20 protein-coding genes are annotated in these 16,553 nt (G+C 38.9%); 7 read left to right on the plus strand and 13 right to left on the minus strand.

The features are described 5' to 3' along the window. Positions 1-245 precede the first annotated feature (245 nt). Together ABDZ91_RS16830 and ABDZ91_RS16835 are read right to left on the minus strand one after the other, a co-directional pair. Positions 246-758 carry a YwhD family protein gene (locus tag ABDZ91_RS16830; protein WP_343801369.1) on the minus strand — a complete coding sequence of 171 codons (513 nt, stop codon included), beginning with the start codon at positions 756-758 and terminating at the stop codon, positions 246-248. Positions 759-795: 37 nt separating this feature from the next. Further along, entirely contained in the window at positions 796-1,437 is a 642-nt protein-coding gene (locus ABDZ91_RS16835) for a site-2 protease family protein (protein ID WP_343801607.1), read from the minus strand. A 202-nt stretch (positions 1,438-1,639) separates the two neighbouring features. Between ABDZ91_RS16835 and ABDZ91_RS16840 the strand changes: the two genes are divergently transcribed. Further along, positions 1,640-2,047 carry a hypothetical protein gene (locus ABDZ91_RS16840; protein ID WP_343801372.1) on the plus strand — a complete coding sequence of 136 codons (408 nt, stop codon included), beginning with the start codon at positions 1,640-1,642 and terminating at the stop codon, positions 2,045-2,047. 87 nt (positions 2,048-2,134) lie between these two features. Here ABDZ91_RS16840 and ABDZ91_RS16845 read toward each other — a convergent pair whose 3' ends face one another. Both ABDZ91_RS16845 and ABDZ91_RS16850 read right to left on the minus strand, forming a co-directional pair. After that, complete coding sequence (locus ABDZ91_RS16845) at positions 2,135-2,638, minus strand: YwgA family protein (protein ID WP_343801375.1); 504 nt, start codon at positions 2,636-2,638, stop codon at positions 2,135-2,137. 131 nt (positions 2,639-2,769) lie between these two features. Then, on the minus strand, positions 2,770-4,071 hold the full coding sequence (locus tag ABDZ91_RS16850; protein WP_343801378.1) for an HD domain-containing protein: 1,302 nt from the start codon (positions 4,069-4,071) through the stop codon (positions 2,770-2,772). 488 nt (positions 4,072-4,559) lie between these two features. Between ABDZ91_RS16850 and ABDZ91_RS16855 the strand changes: the two genes are divergently transcribed. Further along, positions 4,560-5,348 (plus strand): RsfA family transcriptional regulator, encoded by a 789-nt coding sequence (locus ABDZ91_RS16855; protein ID WP_343801381.1) that lies wholly within the window; start codon positions 4,560-4,562, stop codon positions 5,346-5,348. A 431-nt stretch (positions 5,349-5,779) separates the two neighbouring features. Here the strand turns inward: ABDZ91_RS16855 and lipL are convergent, their stop codons facing one another. Then, complete coding sequence (gene lipL / locus ABDZ91_RS16860) at positions 5,780-6,619, minus strand: octanoyl-[GcvH]:protein N-octanoyltransferase (protein ID WP_343801384.1); 840 nt, start codon at positions 6,617-6,619, stop codon at positions 5,780-5,782. A 91-nt stretch (positions 6,620-6,710) separates the two neighbouring features. Then, complete coding sequence (gene pta / locus ABDZ91_RS16865; protein WP_343801387.1) at positions 6,711-7,682, minus strand: phosphate acetyltransferase; 972 nt, start codon at positions 7,680-7,682, stop codon at positions 6,711-6,713. Positions 7,683-7,944: 262 nt separating this feature from the next. Between pta and hemQ the strand changes: the two genes are divergently transcribed. After that, positions 7,945-8,697: a hydrogen peroxide-dependent heme synthase gene (gene hemQ / locus ABDZ91_RS16870; RefSeq protein WP_343801390.1), complete on the plus strand. Its 753-nt coding sequence runs from the start codon at positions 7,945-7,947 to the stop codon at positions 8,695-8,697. Positions 8,698-8,925: 228 nt separating this feature from the next. Next, entirely contained in the window at positions 8,926-9,408 is a 483-nt protein-coding gene (gene gerQ, locus ABDZ91_RS16875) for a spore coat protein GerQ (RefSeq protein ID WP_343801393.1), read from the plus strand. 31 nt (positions 9,409-9,439) lie between these two features. On the opposite strand, the gene ABDZ91_RS16880 is transcribed toward gerQ, so the two are convergent. The 4 genes from ABDZ91_RS16880 to ABDZ91_RS16895 all read right to left on the minus strand — a co-directional run bounded on the left by ABDZ91_RS16880 (position 9,440) and on the right by ABDZ91_RS16895 (position 11,508). After that, a complete protein-coding gene (locus ABDZ91_RS16880; protein ID WP_343801396.1) occupies positions 9,440-9,811 on the minus strand; it encodes a DUF423 domain-containing protein in 372 nt (123 codons plus the stop codon). 15 nt (positions 9,812-9,826) lie between these two features. After that, a complete protein-coding gene (locus ABDZ91_RS16885; RefSeq protein WP_343801399.1) occupies positions 9,827-10,099 on the minus strand; it encodes a YwdI family protein in 273 nt (90 codons plus the stop codon). 273 nt (positions 10,100-10,372) lie between these two features. After that, positions 10,373-10,804 (minus strand): hypothetical protein, encoded by a 432-nt coding sequence (locus ABDZ91_RS16890; RefSeq protein ID WP_343801402.1) that lies wholly within the window; start codon positions 10,802-10,804, stop codon positions 10,373-10,375. A 26-nt stretch (positions 10,805-10,830) separates the two neighbouring features. Further along, positions 10,831-11,508: a uracil-DNA glycosylase gene (locus ABDZ91_RS16895; protein WP_343801405.1), complete on the minus strand. Its 678-nt coding sequence runs from the start codon at positions 11,506-11,508 to the stop codon at positions 10,831-10,833. Between the two features lie 132 nt (positions 11,509-11,640). On the opposite strand from ABDZ91_RS16895, the gene ABDZ91_RS16900 reads away from it, so the two are divergent. Continuing rightward, the gene (locus tag ABDZ91_RS16900) at positions 11,641-11,964 is read left to right on the plus strand and encodes a general stress protein (protein ID WP_343801408.1); all 324 of its coding nucleotides are present in this window, start codon (positions 11,641-11,643) and stop codon (positions 11,962-11,964) included. Between the two features lie 28 nt (positions 11,965-11,992). Here ABDZ91_RS16900 and ABDZ91_RS16905 read toward each other — a convergent pair whose 3' ends face one another. The 3 genes from ABDZ91_RS16905 to ABDZ91_RS16915 are packed head-to-tail and all read right to left on the minus strand — an operon-like array spanning position 11,993 to position 14,336. Next, entirely contained in the window at positions 11,993-12,718 is a 726-nt protein-coding gene (locus ABDZ91_RS16905) for an ABC transporter permease (protein ID WP_343801411.1), read from the minus strand. Further along, entirely contained in the window at positions 12,715-13,428 is a 714-nt protein-coding gene (locus ABDZ91_RS16910) for an ABC transporter permease (RefSeq protein WP_343801414.1), read from the minus strand. Before ABDZ91_RS16910 ends, ABDZ91_RS16905 begins: the two co-directional genes overlap by 4 nt. Next, positions 13,425-14,336 (minus strand): ABC transporter ATP-binding protein, encoded by a 912-nt coding sequence (locus tag ABDZ91_RS16915; RefSeq protein WP_343801417.1) that lies wholly within the window; start codon positions 14,334-14,336, stop codon positions 13,425-13,427. The genes ABDZ91_RS16910 and ABDZ91_RS16915 overlap by 4 nt, the downstream gene beginning before the upstream one ends. Positions 14,337-14,486: 150 nt before the next feature. On the opposite strand from ABDZ91_RS16915, the gene ABDZ91_RS16920 reads away from it, so the two are divergent. After that, positions 14,487-15,155: a response regulator transcription factor gene (locus ABDZ91_RS16920; protein ID WP_343801420.1), complete on the plus strand. Its 669-nt coding sequence runs from the start codon at positions 14,487-14,489 to the stop codon at positions 15,153-15,155. Between the two features lie 83 nt (positions 15,156-15,238). After that, positions 15,239-16,540, plus strand: a complete 1,302-nt coding sequence (locus tag ABDZ91_RS16925; RefSeq protein ID WP_343801423.1) for a HAMP domain-containing sensor histidine kinase — start codon at positions 15,239-15,241, stop codon at positions 16,538-16,540. Positions 16,541-16,553 lie beyond the last annotated feature (13 nt).

The raw sequence follows: 16,553 nt of genomic DNA on the forward strand, positions 1-16,553 counted from the left end.
CGCGTCACCACGGACACCCTTGCGTTAAGCTACTGCTACTTCTGCCTTCACAGTTCGGGACTTGCACCCTATAGATTGCACCCATGCTGGGCGCACAAAGAAAAACCCCAGGGGTGCCGCCCTGGGGTTTTTCATGTCCTAGCTTTATAGCAAGTGCATTGCTAGGATAAGTGTACATAATTTTTCCTATAAGGAGCAAGTCAGAACTCTTTTTGTTCAAGAAACTGACACATATTTGTACATATTTATTCCATATTTAAATCTTTTTTTAACTTTTCTTCCGAGCGGTCCCACATTTCTGGGTCATGACTCTTTAAGAAATTCCCTAAAACGGATTTTGATTCTTCATCCATATGATTGACCATAATATGACCTTTTAGTGATTTGTCCATCTTATTAACATGATCCGGTAATGACTTGTATCCTCTTCTTATGGAGCGATCTACAGTCATTTCACAGGCTGTGACCCCACGGAAGTATAGACCTTCTTCTTTACGATCAATGGTTACCCAAACGAGCCAATATTGCTTTCCGTTTGGAACCTCACTTTTATCTTTCAGGAACTTAATTCCTTTTTCGACTGGACTTCTCGCATGCATGGCGCCAATCTCGACTGAAGCTGTTTTTTCTTCGACATCTATGATGACTGGTGATACGTTATCTAAACTAAAGGCACCCATTTTGAAGCCTTTATGGCCATCGGTTGGGTCACTTTTAATAATGTTAAATTGTATTGGTTTCTTTTCATTTTTATCCATAATTCGTGATGTACCTCCTTCAGAATTTTTAACTTATTTACCGCAAAATAAAGAGGTCTATAAAAAACTGATGTAGCGCCGATTCAATACCTGGCACCCAATCCCCTAGTATGACTCCTATGGTCACATCGTAAAGCGGATCTATAAAGATGAGAATTAAGAAAATAATGGATCCATACGGCTCTAATTTTACTAGCGTCGGTCTTACACTATACGGTAGTAGATCTTCGACAATTCGATATCCGTCCAATGGCGGAAGGGGAATTAAGTTAAAGACAAAGAGCAATATGTTAATGCGAACAAAGAAATGTAAAAACTCTGAGAACGTATAGAAGTAATCAGAAGTTAGATCTAAGTAAAAGAGAAGATAAATTAAAATAGTCCCAAGAACAGCTAACAGTAAATTACTAATCGGACCAAGTACCGAAACAATAATTCCTGCTAAACGGGGGTTTTTAAAATTGAAACGGTTAACGGGAACCGGTCTTGCCCACCCGAATCCTACAATAAAAAAGAGAATGGTTCCAATAGGATCTAAATGTTTGATTGGATTTAATGTTAATCTCCCCTGCCTCGCAGCAGTATTATCTCCAAAACGGTAAGCTGAATAAGCATGTGCAAATTCATGCACCGAAAAGGCAATAGCTAAGGATAAAGCAAGGTATATAATATAGGTCATACTTAACTCTTGAAAGAACAAAAGCCGACACCTCATTCCTGTGATAGTTCAATGCCTATCACTTCCACTTTTCTTAGTATACAAAATCCTCTACTGAAATGAAAATAAGACTCACTTGGAAATGAAATTTCATTTACAGAATTTCGCATTTTCTGTACACTCAGGATAGAAAAAAAAGAAACTATACTAGGAGTTGAATAGATTGGATCCACTATATTACTTTATGCTCGCGGCCGTTCTTGCATCCTTCGGTATTTCGTTTGCTGTAAGAAACGCCTTTGCACAAATAGCGGAAGGGAAAATTTCTTTAACAAAAATTCAAAGCAAATTGATGATTTATGTAGCTTTAGTTGAGACGCTACCTATTATTCTACTTGTACTTGGATTTATGAACATAGACGATGCGCAATTAAACCCCGTTATCCTCATTGCCGTTGTTGGGGGAAGTGTTTTATTTAATTTTGTGATGAATTTCGTTCGCTATCGTGATGCTCAACTTCAAGTTGAGGATAACCCTGTTTTAAAACAACAGTTGTCTACTACCTTTTTATTAAGTCTTGGACTAGTGAATGCCATCCCGGTTATTGCGATTGTAGCCGCATTTTTGTAATGTCATTTGAAAAAGAGGGCAGCAGTTGCTGTCCTCTTTTTTATCTTAGTCTATGAATAAAATAATGTATTATGGCGGTAACTCGGATTACTGAATATTTGATTTTAGCTTTTCAATATATTGATAGGCTTCCTCAATTTCTTCTTTTGTATATTTCTGCTTGCTCTTTAATGTAAATACCTTCTCTTCTACTTCTTCTCGGGGAAGCGAATCAAAGTAAAGCACCGTTGATACTAACTCAAGAAATCGAGCACTCTGCAGGTTCATATCTTCCAAGCAGACCTTTAAAGTATCGTCATCCGATTGGAAGTGGTCTAAAAATTCTCTCCCTGAATCCGTTAAGGAGTATCTATATTGAAAATATCCACCCTTTTTCTCCTTGACCTCGTCTAAGAAACTCATATTACAAAGCTCTTCAATTCGTAATGTAAGCTCCTCTGAATAAGGACCGTAAAAGTGAAATTGAAACTTTTCTTGGAATGGAAAAGAAATCTTTTTTGCGATGAAAATCATCTTTTGTAATTTCTTTCTACCCGTAATTTCTCCTGAAGCTGCAATCGCTCCTAATAATTTAGCATGTTCCTTTAACAAAGCCCTTCATCTCCTACTCCGTTTATTACTTTATCTCTTATCCGTTCAGTTGTTCGATTGTGGGACAAGGAACCTGTCCCCGTGTCCCATCGAGTAGATTTGAAAGCTTTTCTGAAGCTTCGTGGTGTCTCTTACTCCAAATCCAATAGTGTTCGAATTTGTTTTTTAGTTGATTTTTTGGATGATTCATCGTATAGGACATCTGCAGGGAAGTACAGTTTATGGTCTGTCCGTCTCTTTCCAGAAATCGCATCTACGATATCCGATTGTCTTGATAATTCACGTAGTTCACCGTTTTTCATTAGAAGGTGAATAGGGAGTCTTTCTTCTTCTTCTCCTGGACGATAGAAATCGTACGGAAGGTCTGATGAAGAATCTACGACTAAGTAATATTCTGGGTCTATCCCCGCTTTACTGAACAGAGTCATCAATTCGTATTGCTTCTTATATTCCTTAGCTGGGTCGAATTCTACGTACTTAAATAAATTCCGATCCATGAAGCGACGACATAGGTCTTTTAAAATCGGATCCTCTTCTTCCTGCCACATTTGGAAGTAATAAAGCATAACAGCTTCATCCAATTTTAGATAGTCTTCTAGCGCTACCTTATGTTGGAAAAGAGACAAGAAATGATGAGGTGCATATTTAAACTGATAACCCTCTTCATATAAATCCTTTGCTCGATGAAGTACTTTCGTTAAAATAACCTCTGCACTTCGGGTAACTGGGTGAAAATACACTTGCCAGTACATTTGATATCGGCTCATTATGTAGTCTTCTACAGCATGCATTCCACTCTGTTTGATAACCACTTGATCTTCACGCGGTCTCATGACTCTCAGAATTCGTTCCATATCAAAGTGACCATAGCTTACACCTGTGAAATAGGCATCTCTTTGGAGGTAATCCATACGATCCGCATCGATCTGGCTGGAGATTAAGCTTACCACCAGCTTGTTTTCTGATGTCTTGGCAATGACCTCTGCCACTTGTTTAGGGAACCCTTTATCTACTCTAGTTAACACTTTATTTACTTCTGTATCGCCTAAAATGATAGCCTGTGTAAATTCTTCATGATCTAGGTCAAATACCTTCTCAAAAGAATGTGAAAAAGGACCATGCCCTAAATCATGTAAAAGAGCTGCACATAGGGTTAGCAGTCTTTCTTCTTGATTCCACTCTGGTCTACCATCAAATACATCATCTACAATCCGTCTGACAATTTCGTATACACCGAGCGAGTGATTAAAACGACTGTGCTCGGCACCATGGAATGTCAAATAGGTTGTCCCAAGTTGTTTTATTCTACGAAGTCTTTGAAATTCAGAAGTACCTATTAAATCCCAAATGACACGATCTTTAACATGTACGTAGCGATGAACAGGGTCTTTAAAAACCTTTTCTTCACTCAGTTTTTCATTCGAATATGCCATTATTTACCCTCTTCCTAACTAGCATGTTTTTATTATAGCGATTTTCAATTTGCCGCGCATCTTCATTTTGGACCTAATAAATGGAAAATACGTACGCACCAATGTTCAACGCAATAAAAAAAATTTTTTCGATATTTTTATACTGCCCTAGTCTTTCAATTTGATATCTAATACCCGCAGCCCGTATACACTTCGCTTTCCGCGGGCTCCCCGTGAGCCTCCTCGCTTCGCTGCGGGGTCTCACTCTGGTCACTGGTCCCGCAGGAGTCTACGTGTATACGGGCTGCTCAGTGCTTGTTTAATATTTTCCTCCCTACTCTAGATAGTTCAACCATTCCTTATTAGATACTTCCCAGCATAAAACATCACAAAATCTAACCTTTTCATCAAAACTATCATCCTTTTGAAAAATTTTGGTATAAACTTTTGAAAATCTGTCCATGCTTTAACTAGAAAAGTTCTTATGAAAATTAGGGAGTTGAGACGATATGAAAACACGTCAAGATGCATGGACAGACGAGAACGATCTTCTATTAGCAGAAACGGTCCTACGTCATGTTCGCGAAGGTAGTACTCAATTAAATGCTTTTGAAGAAGTAGGTGACAAGCTTAATAGAACTTCCGCTGCTTGTGGCTTCCGCTGGAATGCTGTGGTACGTCACCGATATGAAAAGGCACTTCAACTAGCAAAGAAACAAAGAAAGCAACGCCAGAGATTACTAGGAAAAGAACACGCTGGCAAAAAGAAGCTACTCTATCAGCCACCAGCACCATCTTTAGATTTTCTCGAAGATATGGATGAATCTAGTACTTTTGTAGAAAGTCCAGAAATGAGTCAAGAATTTACTCAGGCTGAGGAAACTGAATCACTTACGACTAATGATTCTCTTACAGCCAATGAGGAAATGAGCCAAGAGCTTCAGCCTAAAACACAAAGCTATACTTATGCTCCAACTGGATCAGGCTCTCCTCAAAATTTAGATGCTGTTATTCATTACTTACAACGACTGAAATCTACCAACTTTCAATCTGAAATATTGAGAAGTGAGAATGAAAGACTTAAGCGTGAGCTAGCAGATGCCAGAAAACAAAATGAAGAATTAAAGAAGAGAGTAGCTACTCTTGAACAGGACTCTAATACGATGCAAGAAGATTATGAGACGCTCATGAAAATCATGAATCGTGCTAGGAAGTTTGTTGCATTTGATGAAGAAGAACGCTCTAATACTAAATTCAAAATGGACCGAAATGGTAATCTAGAAAAACTAGCAGAATAAATCGCTTCTAGCGAATAATTAGAAATATATCTGCCAGGGATTAGGGAGTATGGCAACACACTCGTCTTAAAATAAAGAGAAGCCCGCAAAGCATTAGCTTTGCGGGCTTTTCTTATTGATAGATTTCTATATGATTTAGGTAAAATAACGGATCCTGTGTCCGCTTCGTCATTCCCGGCACCCTTAAGCGGACACTGAGTCCACTATTTTATGAAAAAGCCGGCTTTTCTTTAACTAAAAGGACTGACGTTCCGTTATTCACTGTTTTTTGACCATTTCCACTATGATTTCAGGCAAATAACGGAACCTCTGTCCGCGAAACCCGCTAAATTCCAGTATTTTACCCATATAACGGATTCTGTGTCCGTTTCGCCATCACGGCCACCCTCAAACGAATCCGGTGCCTACTCCCGCCATCAAAATCACGACACCTACCCAAAACTATCCAAAAACTTCCCGTTCCTATCCCTTAAACGTTCTAAGTTCGCTTCGTATAAAGGCCATTCTTCTGGTGTGATGGGTTCTGAGTAAATGTGGTTCCCCTTCTCCTTCAAAGTCTTTAGGAACCGGAACATTGCATCCTGAATGGTCAATGGCTTCCCTAGTAACTCTGATAACGACGCCATCACATTCGGATCGATAACTGGATACGTATATTTTGTTTCTTCACTTTTCTTAGAACGATTATAGAACTCTCGTATAAAAGCTGCACGCTCTGAACCTGAGCCAGTCACACATAGATAGATTTGAACAGCTACTCCGTTCCGAATTCTTCGCTGTGAGATCCCTGCGAATTTTTTATCATTTATACTTAAGTCAAAGCTACCGGGACAATAAGATTGGCTAATTTCTTTAGCCTCTATTACATTCCTTGCTTCGCTGTACATTTCTTTTACCAATTCAACCATGGTTTCATAGCCAAGGTTAATATCTATTTTATTTTCAGTTTCTGGGAGAATAAGAGAGAGATTGAGAACACCTTCATCTAGTAAAACAGCCAGCCCTCCTGAGGTCCTGACTAAATATTGATATTGTTGTTCTTTTAGCCACTCTATTCCTTCATTGAGAAAGGGTAGTTTGGTGTCTTGAATCCCCAATACAACCGTACGATGATGAATCCATGCTCTTGCAACAGCTGGTGATTCACCTTTACCAACAGAAGTGCAAAGTGTATCGTCTGTTGCAAAGGATTCCAACGCATGAAAGTTAGGGCCTAGATTGGAGTGGTCGATGATTCGCCATACGGGTTGTTGTAAAAGATTCGGTTTCATTAGACTTTCTCTCCCAGAATTTTTCTAAAAATTAATATCAATAAGAGCCTTGTCTATTATAGCAAGACTCTTACGATATTTCCTTACTTCTTTATAGTGCTTGGGCAGCTGTGATAATGGCTAGTTTATAGACATCTTCATCATTGCAACCACGGGATAAATCATTCACTGGTGCATTTAGTCCCTGTAGGATGGGACCCACAGCTTCAAAATTACCAAGGCGCTGCGCAATTTTATATCCGATATTTCCGGCCTCCAAGCTTGGGAAGACAAATACATTACCATCCCCTTGTATGGCAGAGCCAGGTGCTTTTTTAGTAGCTACAGATGGTACAAAGGCAGCGTCAAATTGAAATTCTCCATCTAATACAAGAGACGGGTCCATTTCTTTTGCAATTGATACAGCTTCAATAACTTTTTCTGTTTCTGGAGATTTCGCTGAACCCTTTGTTGAAAAGCTTAGCATGGCTACTTTCGGGTCTATATCAAACATTTTAGCTGTTTTGGCACTTTCCACTGCAATTTCAGCTAAATCTTGTGCATCCGGTGAAATCGTTATCGCACAGTCAGCAAATACGTACTTCTCGTCTTCTCTAACCATGACGAAGGCACCTGATGTTTTGCGAACTCCCTCTTTTGTTTTAATAATTTGGAGGGCGGGTCTCACGGTATCAGCAGTAGAATGAGCAGCTCCACTAACGAGACCATCGGCTTTTTTCGTATACACAAGCATGGTTCCAAAATAGTTAACATCTTGAAGAATTTTACGAGCTCCTTCTTCGTCGACTTTTCCTCTTCTACGTTCGACAAAGGAAGCTACTAATGTATCGATTTCCGCATAATTAGAAGGGTCTATCATTTCAATTCCCTCTAAAGATACAGCTACTTCCTTAGCTTTTGCTTCAATGTCAGACGGTTTCCCAAGTAAAATGGGGGTTACTATCTTTTCTGAAGAGAGTCTTGATGCCGCCTGTAGAATTCTTTCGTCTGTCCCTTCTGGAAACACAATTTTTAAGTTTTTTCCTTCAATCTTTGTTTTTAATCCTGTAAATAAGTCGGACATGGTTTACCTCCTTATGTATAATAAACGGTTCTATCTTCCGTTTTCTTTGCACCTGTATCACTACTTAGGATACTCCAATTGAGGCTATTTTCAATCTAAAAGCCGCCGATTGTTTTTCTAAATCTTATATTTCTATTTTTAACAATATTCTAAACCCATACATAGCCTTAAAATGTTCAAATGTTATCCATACAAGAATATGGATAAACTATGATATAGTGAGACTTAAGAAATTAATTACATATTAATAGGAGTGAATATAATGAGTGAACCAGCACTAACTTTAGATGGTTGGTACAGCCTTCATGACTTACGCTCAGTGGACTGGACAGCTTGGAAGTCTTTATCCAGTGACGAGAGAGAAGCGGCTCTTTCTGAGTTCTTTCATTTAATGGAGAAATGGTCTGATACAGAGGCTAATGGACAAGGTAGTCATGCCGTGTATTCTGTTGTTGGCCAAAAAGCTGATCTAATGATTATGCTTCTTCGTCCTACTATGAAAGAATTAAATGATTTAGAGACTGAATTTAATAAAACAAAATTAGCAGAGTTCCTAATCCCAACTTATTCATATGTTTCAGTCGTTGAGTTAGGAAACTATTTACCTTCTGAAGAAGATCCATATGAGAATCCTCATATCCGAGCTAGACTATATCCAGTTCTTCCAAAAACAGAGTATATCTGTTTCTACCCAATGGACAAGCGTCGAAATGGAGAAGATAACTGGTATATGCTTCCGATGGAAGATCGCCGTTCAATGATGAAAAGCCATGGCATGATTGGCCGTCAGTATGCAGGAAAAGTAAAACAAATTATTACGGGTTCTGTCGGTTTTGATGATTACGAGTGGGGTGTAACCCTATTTGCCGATGATGTCCTTCAATTTAAAAAGCTTGTCTATGAGATGCGATTTGATGAAGTAAGTGCGCGTTTTGGTGAATTCGGTACGTTCTTCGTTGGAACTATAGCTAGCGAAAGTCGTATCAAACAAATTTTTCACGTTAATGAATACTAATCAAGTATTGTCATTCAAGAAGAGGGAGAGCCCTCTTCTTTTTTTTGCCCCTTAACTTATTTTATAACTCATATTTTCCCAGTTTTCTCATACATATGAATTAGTGAGTAAATGTCCATCTCCAGGGTATAACCAGTGGAACACTGGAAGATATAAGTCCCACTGTTTCTATGCACCAAGTCGTTCAGATGTCCAACTGTATGTTAAAAAATTCAGGGAGGGATTACATTGTCTCAAAATTACAGCTATCCATATTATCCGTATAGTGGAGCAGCTCCACGCCAGTCTAATCCATATCAATCGTATGGTGGTTACCCTTATCAAGGACAGCAACAACCACAACAAAATGCCATGCAACAAGCAGGGCAACAACCACCAGCAATGAGTACTACCCCATATACCGGTCCTCAAGTACCAGGTATGTTGCCGGTGGAACAATCCTATATTGAAAACATTTTAAGGTTGAACAAAGGGAAAATAGTGACTGCTTATTTTACCTTTGAAAACAGTGATCAATGGCGTTCGAAAGTCTTTAAAGGAGTCATTGAAGCAGCTGGGCGTGATCACTTAATTTTAAGCGATCCACAATCCGGGACTCGTTACTTATTACCGCTTCTATTCATGGATTATGCTACATTTGATGAAGAACTTGAATATGAGTATCCATTTGGGGCTCCAGGTGGAAATATGGTTACCTATTCACCAAGATAAAAAAACTCGCCAAATGGCGAGTTTTTCTTTGTTACGAAAGTTTAAGAGCATAAATCATAAGAAGGACCCACCCTATTAAAAAGGCTACTCCACCTAGAGGAGTAATCGCTCCTAATACTTTGATTTGGGTCACACTAAGTATGTAAAGACTTCCAGAGAATAGAAGAATTCCAATAAAAAATAACCAGCCAGCCCAAGTTAACGAAGCTGAAGCACCTGATTTGGCAATAAGAAGTGCTACTGCAATTAACCCACCCGCATGGAACATCTGGTAGGTTACACCTGTTTTCCATGTTTCCAAATACTTATCTGGGATTTTACCTTCTAGTCCATGAGCTCCAAACGCTCCTAATGCCACTGCTAAAAAGCCGTTTAAAGCTGCGAGAAATAAAAATATTTTCATTTGTTACATCCTCCATTAAAAGTCAAAAATAGAATCTCCATTGGCTCCATCTTCTGTCACTACTTTTTTCGTATTCGTAGACACCGTTTGAAGGGAAGGAGATGGATGGATTGATTCTTTTAGAGGTTGAGCGACTGGCTCTCCCTCCTGTTGATTATCTAGTAGTAGTTCACATAAAGCATGTAAGGCACGAATATGCTCTCTAGCTTGACGGGAGTCCATGCTAGATTTTGCCTGCCGTAAACAATCTTCCATTTTAGTAAATACGGTTTGTTGAGAAATAGTCATAATGTCACCTCTCCGGGGCTGTTAAGCGCATAATTAAAAAATTCAAAAATGATCATCATTCTAGGATCAACCTTTTATAACTAGGATGTTCCTTTTTTCTTATACTTTAAACATCTCGTCCCAGAAGCCCGAAAAACTTCTAATGAAGGAAGTTGTTTTGTTTTAAATCCATATGCCCTGCAACCTCTAGGAAACTTCGGGTCCCACGTTACATAGAAATGTTGACATTGTATACAATTCATTCTTTTCTCAGTCATGATGAACTCTCCAAATCTATTTCATGCTCATTTTCTTTTTCCAGATTAACCCGATCCAAAGTAGCAATGTAGGGATTGGCCATGTCCAGAAGAAAACAGATGAGCCTGGATCAACATCTAGTGATAGAGCAATTAACCACGTAAACGGGTTGAAAAAGATGTAGTATAGAAAGTTCATCCCCATTGGACCTGGTGCCATCGTAATCGAAAGTAATAACGATAATGCCATTAGGGCTGGTGCAGAAACTGACAGAAGCATTCTTTTCTTATTAAAGGAGTCCACTCTCATTTTTACTAGTTTTCCGGCAATCAAGTAAGCAGCTGAAAGTAGGACTAGGAAAATGAGGGCAAAAAGCCTCCCTTTATTGTCACTGTATAAAAAAGCAGTTAAAGCAACCCCTGATAAAATCAAGTGTATGATAAACGACCATATCAAGTTATAAAGCATCTATATCCCTCTTCCTATTCGGGTTTCTATTTGTCTGGTATGTGCCAGTCGACTTCAGTAACATTCCATTTCTTTAATATATGATTTGCCTTGGAAAAGGGACTACTCCCAACGAATCCTTTTGAAGCTGACAATGGACTGGGATGCGGTGACATCAGGCATACATGTCGACTTTCATCAATTTGCACTCTTTTCGCCTGTGCGGGTTTTCCCCATAAAATAAAAATGACTGGCTTTTCCCTCTTATTTAGTAATTGAATAATTTGGTCAGTAAAGACTTCCCAGCCCTTCCCTTTGTGGGAGTGGGCACATCCATCTCTCACAGTGAGTACCGTATTTAATAGTAGAACCCCTTCTTTTGCCCATTTCACTAGACAACCATGACTAGGACTTTTTAGTCCTAAGTCAGTTTGAAGTTCCTTATAAATGTTCCGTAGTGAAGGAGGAATCTTTTCTCCTATGTTAACAGAAAAACTTAAACCATGTGCTTGATTAGGTCCATGATAGGGGTCTTGCCCAAGAATCACGATTTTAACATCGTTATAATCTGTTAGTTGAAGTGCTCGAAAAACATCTTCCTTTTTGGGATATATGGTTTCCGTTTTGTACTCTTCATCCAAAAAAGCGATAAGCTCTTTAAAATATGGCTTTTCCCATTCTTCCTTTAGAAGTTCTGTCCACTTTTCCCCAAGTTGCGGTTTCATCTTTATAAAACTCCCTTAAAATTAAGTATCACTTTCATTATAAAGAAAAGTTTTAGGTTTAAAACCCTTTCGTTTCGGAGACAACAAAACTAGGAATATACATGCGGACCTTTTTTCCTAATAGAGGTGATAATGATGAAGGTACAGGTTGTTGAAAATGGGCTTCAGGCAGCAAGAGTCATAGAGGAATGGATTCAAGAGGGCTACTCACGGGAACTCATTTACTTATTTGCACTTAATGAAAATCGGTCAGAGAACCTGACGCATTGGACGGAAACAGGTGATATGAGCTTAATGGAGTTGGGGTTCGGTGAGACCATTGAGAACTTCTTCCGTCCAAGGGATCGAGAATTATACTCTATGTTTACGTCTCTTGGTATTGATAGTCACTATGCGTATGAACTAGAGGCAGATTTGGAAAGAGGAAGAATTGTGATGGTTGGGGTGCACAAGTAAAAAAGTGCAAGGAAGGTCCCTCGCACTTTTAAAAAACTTTCCTCTTTATATAAATAGATCCAATCAAGCTAAACACAATGGTACTAATTAAAATGACCGTCCATAACGTTGTTTGTGACACGTAGAAAGAGGCATTTTCCCCAGATGGGAACATAGCAAAGAATGGTTGCACCCATGGATAATATGGAGCAAAATCTTCTGAGTTTGCTACTAATATATTTGGAAGAGTGAAAATAACAGCGATTGTAAAAGGTGCTGCAAAACTACTCCAAATGGTTGAAAACCACATTTGGAGTATAACAAGTGGGGTACAAGCTAACGTTCCTCCGATTAAAAATTGGATGGCTAACTCCCACGGAAAGGGAGAACCGAATCCCTTTATCATTCCAATTGTCATACAACCAGCAAGAAGTATGATTTGGGTTACTGTGAGTAGCCCCATGACCACTAGCCACTTAGAGAAAATAACACTTAATCTTGTGACAGGAAGGGATAATAACTGCTTCCATCCCCCATCTAAGTGTTCAAAACGGCAGACAAATGCGGAATAGACACCAACCAGCAATGGGAAAAACAAAAGGGCATGTACTAAAACCATAATCCCAAGAACATCATGCCAAGGTTCCGGCGAGTTAGGAAAGTTCATGTTCAAACCAGCGATGGTTGCGATGGCTGGACTTAATAGAGATAACAGCCATACATTTGTTTTTTTCATCTTCAACCATTCTACTTGTAGTAGCGAAGCTATCTTCATGATGATCCTACCTCCTTATTTACAAAGTCCACTAATGAAACAACTCCTACTAAAAACCCTACGACCGTAGCTAACAGTAAGGTTTCCATTTCTCCCCATGGGGAAACTAAAAACGGCCAAACCCATGGTAGCCACTTTGGTGCAATATATGACCAAAGAGATATGACAGTCCCTAACACCCCTATTGAGATAGCCAAACTCTGATTGGTAAATCGTACAGACAACCAGAGTTGCATGAGGATAATGGGCAGAGCAGCTACAGTTGGTAATGCACAATAACGAATCACATCGTTAATGGGGATATTTGTTCCGAATTTTAGGCATACGCCCAAAATGACCGCGCCCACTGATAGAAGGATAGTAGAAACTACTAACAAAATAAGACTTGTCATCACCTTTGAAACATAAAATTTACTCTTACTAACAGGCAGAGCAAACCATTGTTTCCAAGAACGTGATTGATGTTCCATGTTAGCCAGCATCGAAGTAATAATGGTAGAACCAATAATTAAAGCAGGTACTCCCAAAGAGCCCACATTTTGTAAAAGAGCTGCCCATAGGTTTCCAGTATGCTGTGCAGTTAACCAATCATAGCGGATTCCCCAGTTTACGGCTTGAAGAGCTACGACCCCAAAAGGGCCAAGAAATATGAGCAACCAAATGCCCCTGCGTTTTATTTTTAAAAACTCGACAGACAATAATTGACTCATAGGGAGCCCTCCCCGCTTGTCATTTCCAAGAACAAGTCCTCTAATGTCTTATTCTCTTCTTTCACTCTATAAATGGATACTTCGTTTTTTACTAATATCTCAACTGCTTTTGCCACCATTTCATTTGACGTATCTTGTAAGAATAGAGAATCCTTTTCCTGATTGGTCTTCATCCCACTTGAGAGAAGAGCCTGTAATCCTTTTTCCGGTTTATTAACGGTTACCTTGATTGACCCATGGGATTGAGCCCGTAAATCATGAATAGAACCTTGGTACAACAAGTTTCCCTTTGAAATGATTCCCACTTGTGTTGCTATATGATCAATTTCTGTTAAAAGATGACTAGACACTAAAATACTCATGTCTCGCTGTTTCGGTAATGTTTTTATAAGTTCCCTCATTTCTAAAATCCCCGCAGGGTCTAACCCATTGGTCGGCTCATCTAATATGAGCAACTTAGGATTTCCAAGTAATGCCGTGGCAATCCCTAATCGCTGCTTCATACCGAGAGAATAGTTTTTCACTTGTTTCTTAGCTTCTTTGGTTAGTCTAACAAGGGAAAGAACTTCCTCAATATTGGATTTAGGAACACCGATAATTTTTCGGACACATTCTAAATTCTCAATGGCATTTAAATGACCATAATAGGATGGAGACTCAACCAATGAACCTATATCTCTTAAAATGGACATTCTATTTTTCACTAAATCCTTTCCGAAAATGGTTATGTTACCCTCGGAAGGCTTCATTAAACCTAAGAGCATTCGAATCGTGGTTGTTTTCCCTGCTCCATTAGGTCCTAAAAACCCGTACACTTCTCCTTGTCCAATTTTTATATTCAACTGGTTCACTATGTGGTTTCCCTTTATTGTTTTTGTAAGCCCTTGTGTTTCGATTATATTTTCCATTAACCTCACCTCTCTTTCCATTGTAGATTCCTTGGTTAAAACTACAGGTTAGGTAAGTTTAAATTTCGTTTAAGATTAATGACGGTATCGTTTAATTTTCCCAAATCATGGTATATTGGTACGTATGAAACTGTAAAAGGATGAAGTGCTGTGGCAAGGATTTTATATGTAGAAGACGATACCGAAATCGGCTCCTGGTTAAAAAGAGAGCTTGAGGATTCTAATCATGATGTGACTTGGATTCAGACTGGTGATCAGGCAACCCATTACATTGATCAGGTAGATGCTGTCATTTTAGATGTCATGCTACCTGGATTAGATGGTTTTACTGTGGGTCAACGTTTGAAAAAACAACAGCCTGATGTGCCCATTTTGATGCTTTCAGCTAGAACGAGCGTGGATGATAAATTACAAGGATTAGATTTTGCAGATGATTACGTGACGAAGCCGTTCCACCCTGAGGAAATTTTGGCTAGAATTGAAGTCTTACTGCGACGCTATAATAAGCAGCAAGAAAAGATCATAAAACTCAATCATTTAACAGTCTATCTGGACCAAAATAGAGTGGTAGATGAACAGGGAGAAGATATTGTTTTAACCGGAAAGCAGTTTTATATTTTTCACTATTTACTAAGACATCCCAATCAGATTCTAACAAAAGAGCAAATATATGAAGCAGTATGGGGAGAGCCTTTAATAGAGGGGGATAAAACATTAATGGTTCACATTCGCCATTTGCGCGAAAAAATTGAATTATATCCGAGTCAACCGATGATTCTAGAAACGATTCGTGGGATTGGCTATCGTGTGAAGCTATGAAGAAAAAGGTGAAATTCCGCCAATCTTTATTATCTAAATATATATTGGTTATATTTTGCGCCCTTTTGGTGATCCCCTTTTCTATGCCGATTGTGTCTATTGCTATATTTCTCCCCCTTTCTGAGTTTCAATCTAACCAAAATCCTTATGCCAATCATAAAGACTTAGAAGAGATGTGGCATAGCAAAGCCAAAGAGTTAGATGGGGCGACACCAGAAGAAATTGATTTAGCACTCCAACAACTGAAGAGAGACTATTCAGAGGCAAGCCTTTTTTGGGTGAATCAGGATGGCGGACTCGAACTGCAGCTACCCTCAAATCCTGATTTACCACAGAATTGGACAGCATCTTATACAGTAGAATTTATGAAAAAGAGTTATAATGGGGACCCTTTTACGATTGTTGCTTTTATAGGGAATGCTTCGAAACAAGGCTTTATGGTTTTCCAAGTGGCAAGGGATGCTATGCGGACAGAATTAGATGTTATACAAGATAAATATGGTTCCGTTTACTTCATTGGTGTGCTAGTTATATTGGTCGTTTTTATGATTTTTTCTGGTTGGTTTTTTTACAATATCAGAAAAAGACTGATCTCATTAGAAAAAGCCATGCACATTGAAGACGATACCCCGCTACTGCCTGACCCTGTTTCCATCATTAAAAAAGATGAAATAGGGGCTCTTGAACAAGCTTTTAATGAAATGGTTTTGAAGCTACAGCAAAGTCGAGAAAGAGAGCGAAAAGAAGAAGAACTGCGAAGGCAGCTAATCGCCAATCTATCTCATGATTTACGAACACCGCTAACAACGATACGAGGCTATGCCTATTCATTGAAAAAAGAAGGTTTATCGAGTGAGGGAAATCAATCATTACAGCTTCTGGACCAGAAAATTTCCTATATGGGAAGACTAATCGAAAATCTATTATCCTATTCCCTCTTAACCTCAGGTAAATATCCATATAAGCCGGTCAGGCAGGATCTAGTTCGTGTCATTAAAACGGTCTTAGCCTCCTGGTATCCCGTATTTGAGAAAGAGGGGTTTACGATTAACATCGATTTGCCTGAAAGCAAAATCCTAACTGATATTGATGAACATTGGTTACAGAGAATGCTGGATAATTTGTTTCAAAATATATTAAGACATGCAAGCGAGGGAAAATATGTTGGGGTTCAATTAGGAGTTTCCGAATCGAAATTCACACTAACGGTTGAGGATAAAGGACCTGGAATGAACGCAACCTCCAAAGAAAAAGGAGTAGGTGTCGGTCTATCCATTATTTCCCTTATGACAAAAGAATTAGGATGGAAATGGGACATTGAATCAAGCCAAGCTGGAACTAGAATGATTTTCACGAATTCCTTTCCCCTTTTTAATGAAAAATAATACTGGTATAATG

Origin of the sequence: Bacillus carboniphilus (assembly GCF_039522365.1) — a bacterium.
GTDB lineage: Bacteria > Bacillota > Bacilli > Bacillales > JC228 > Bacillus_BF > Bacillus_BF carboniphilus.

What these genes read in the sequence shown, in the direction of transcription:
- ABDZ91_RS16880 (WP_343801396.1), bottom strand. Translation starts at nt 9,811, where the DNA reads ATGAAAATATTTTTATTTCTCGCAGCTTTAAACGGCTTTTTAGCAGTG.
- ABDZ91_RS16895 (WP_343801405.1), bottom strand. Translation starts at nt 11,508, where the DNA reads ATGAAACCGCAACTTGGGGAAAAGTGGACAGAACTTCTAAAGGAAGAA.
- ABDZ91_RS16830 (WP_343801369.1), bottom strand. Translation starts at nt 758, where the DNA reads ATGGATAAAAATGAAAAGAAACCAATACAATTTAACATTATTAAAAGT.
- ABDZ91_RS16855 (WP_343801381.1), top strand. Translation starts at nt 4,560, where the DNA reads ATGAAAACACGTCAAGATGCATGGACAGACGAGAACGATCTTCTATTA.
- ABDZ91_RS16905 (WP_343801411.1), bottom strand. Translation starts at nt 12,718, where the DNA reads ATGAAGATAGCTTCGCTACTACAAGTAGAATGGTTGAAGATGAAAAAA.
- ABDZ91_RS16885 (WP_343801399.1), bottom strand. Translation starts at nt 10,099, where the DNA reads ATGACTATTTCTCAACAAACCGTATTTACTAAAATGGAAGATTGTTTA.
- ABDZ91_RS16900 (WP_343801408.1), top strand. Translation starts at nt 11,641, where the DNA reads ATGATGAAGGTACAGGTTGTTGAAAATGGGCTTCAGGCAGCAAGAGTC.
- lipL (WP_343801384.1), bottom strand. Translation starts at nt 6,619, where the DNA reads ATGAAACCGAATCTTTTACAACAACCCGTATGGCGAATCATCGACCAC.
- ABDZ91_RS16915 (WP_343801417.1), bottom strand. Translation starts at nt 14,336, where the DNA reads ATGGAAAATATAATCGAAACACAAGGGCTTACAAAAACAATAAAGGGA.
- ABDZ91_RS16890 (WP_343801402.1), bottom strand. Translation starts at nt 10,804, where the DNA reads ATGCTTTATAACTTGATATGGTCGTTTATCATACACTTGATTTTATCA.
- pta (WP_343801387.1), bottom strand. Translation starts at nt 7,682, where the DNA reads ATGTCCGACTTATTTACAGGATTAAAAACAAAGATTGAAGGAAAAAAC.
- ABDZ91_RS16910 (WP_343801414.1), bottom strand. Translation starts at nt 13,428, where the DNA reads ATGAGTCAATTATTGTCTGTCGAGTTTTTAAAAATAAAACGCAGGGGC.
- ABDZ91_RS16835 (WP_343801607.1), bottom strand. Translation starts at nt 1,437, where the DNA reads ATGACCTATATTATATACCTTGCTTTATCCTTAGCTATTGCCTTTTCG.
- ABDZ91_RS16850 (WP_343801378.1), bottom strand. Translation starts at nt 4,071, where the DNA reads ATGGCATATTCGAATGAAAAACTGAGTGAAGAAAAGGTTTTTAAAGAC.
- ABDZ91_RS16925 (WP_343801423.1), top strand. Translation starts at nt 15,239, where the DNA reads ATGCCGATTGTGTCTATTGCTATATTTCTCCCCCTTTCTGAGTTTCAA.
- hemQ (WP_343801390.1), top strand. Translation starts at nt 7,945, where the DNA reads ATGAGTGAACCAGCACTAACTTTAGATGGTTGGTACAGCCTTCATGAC.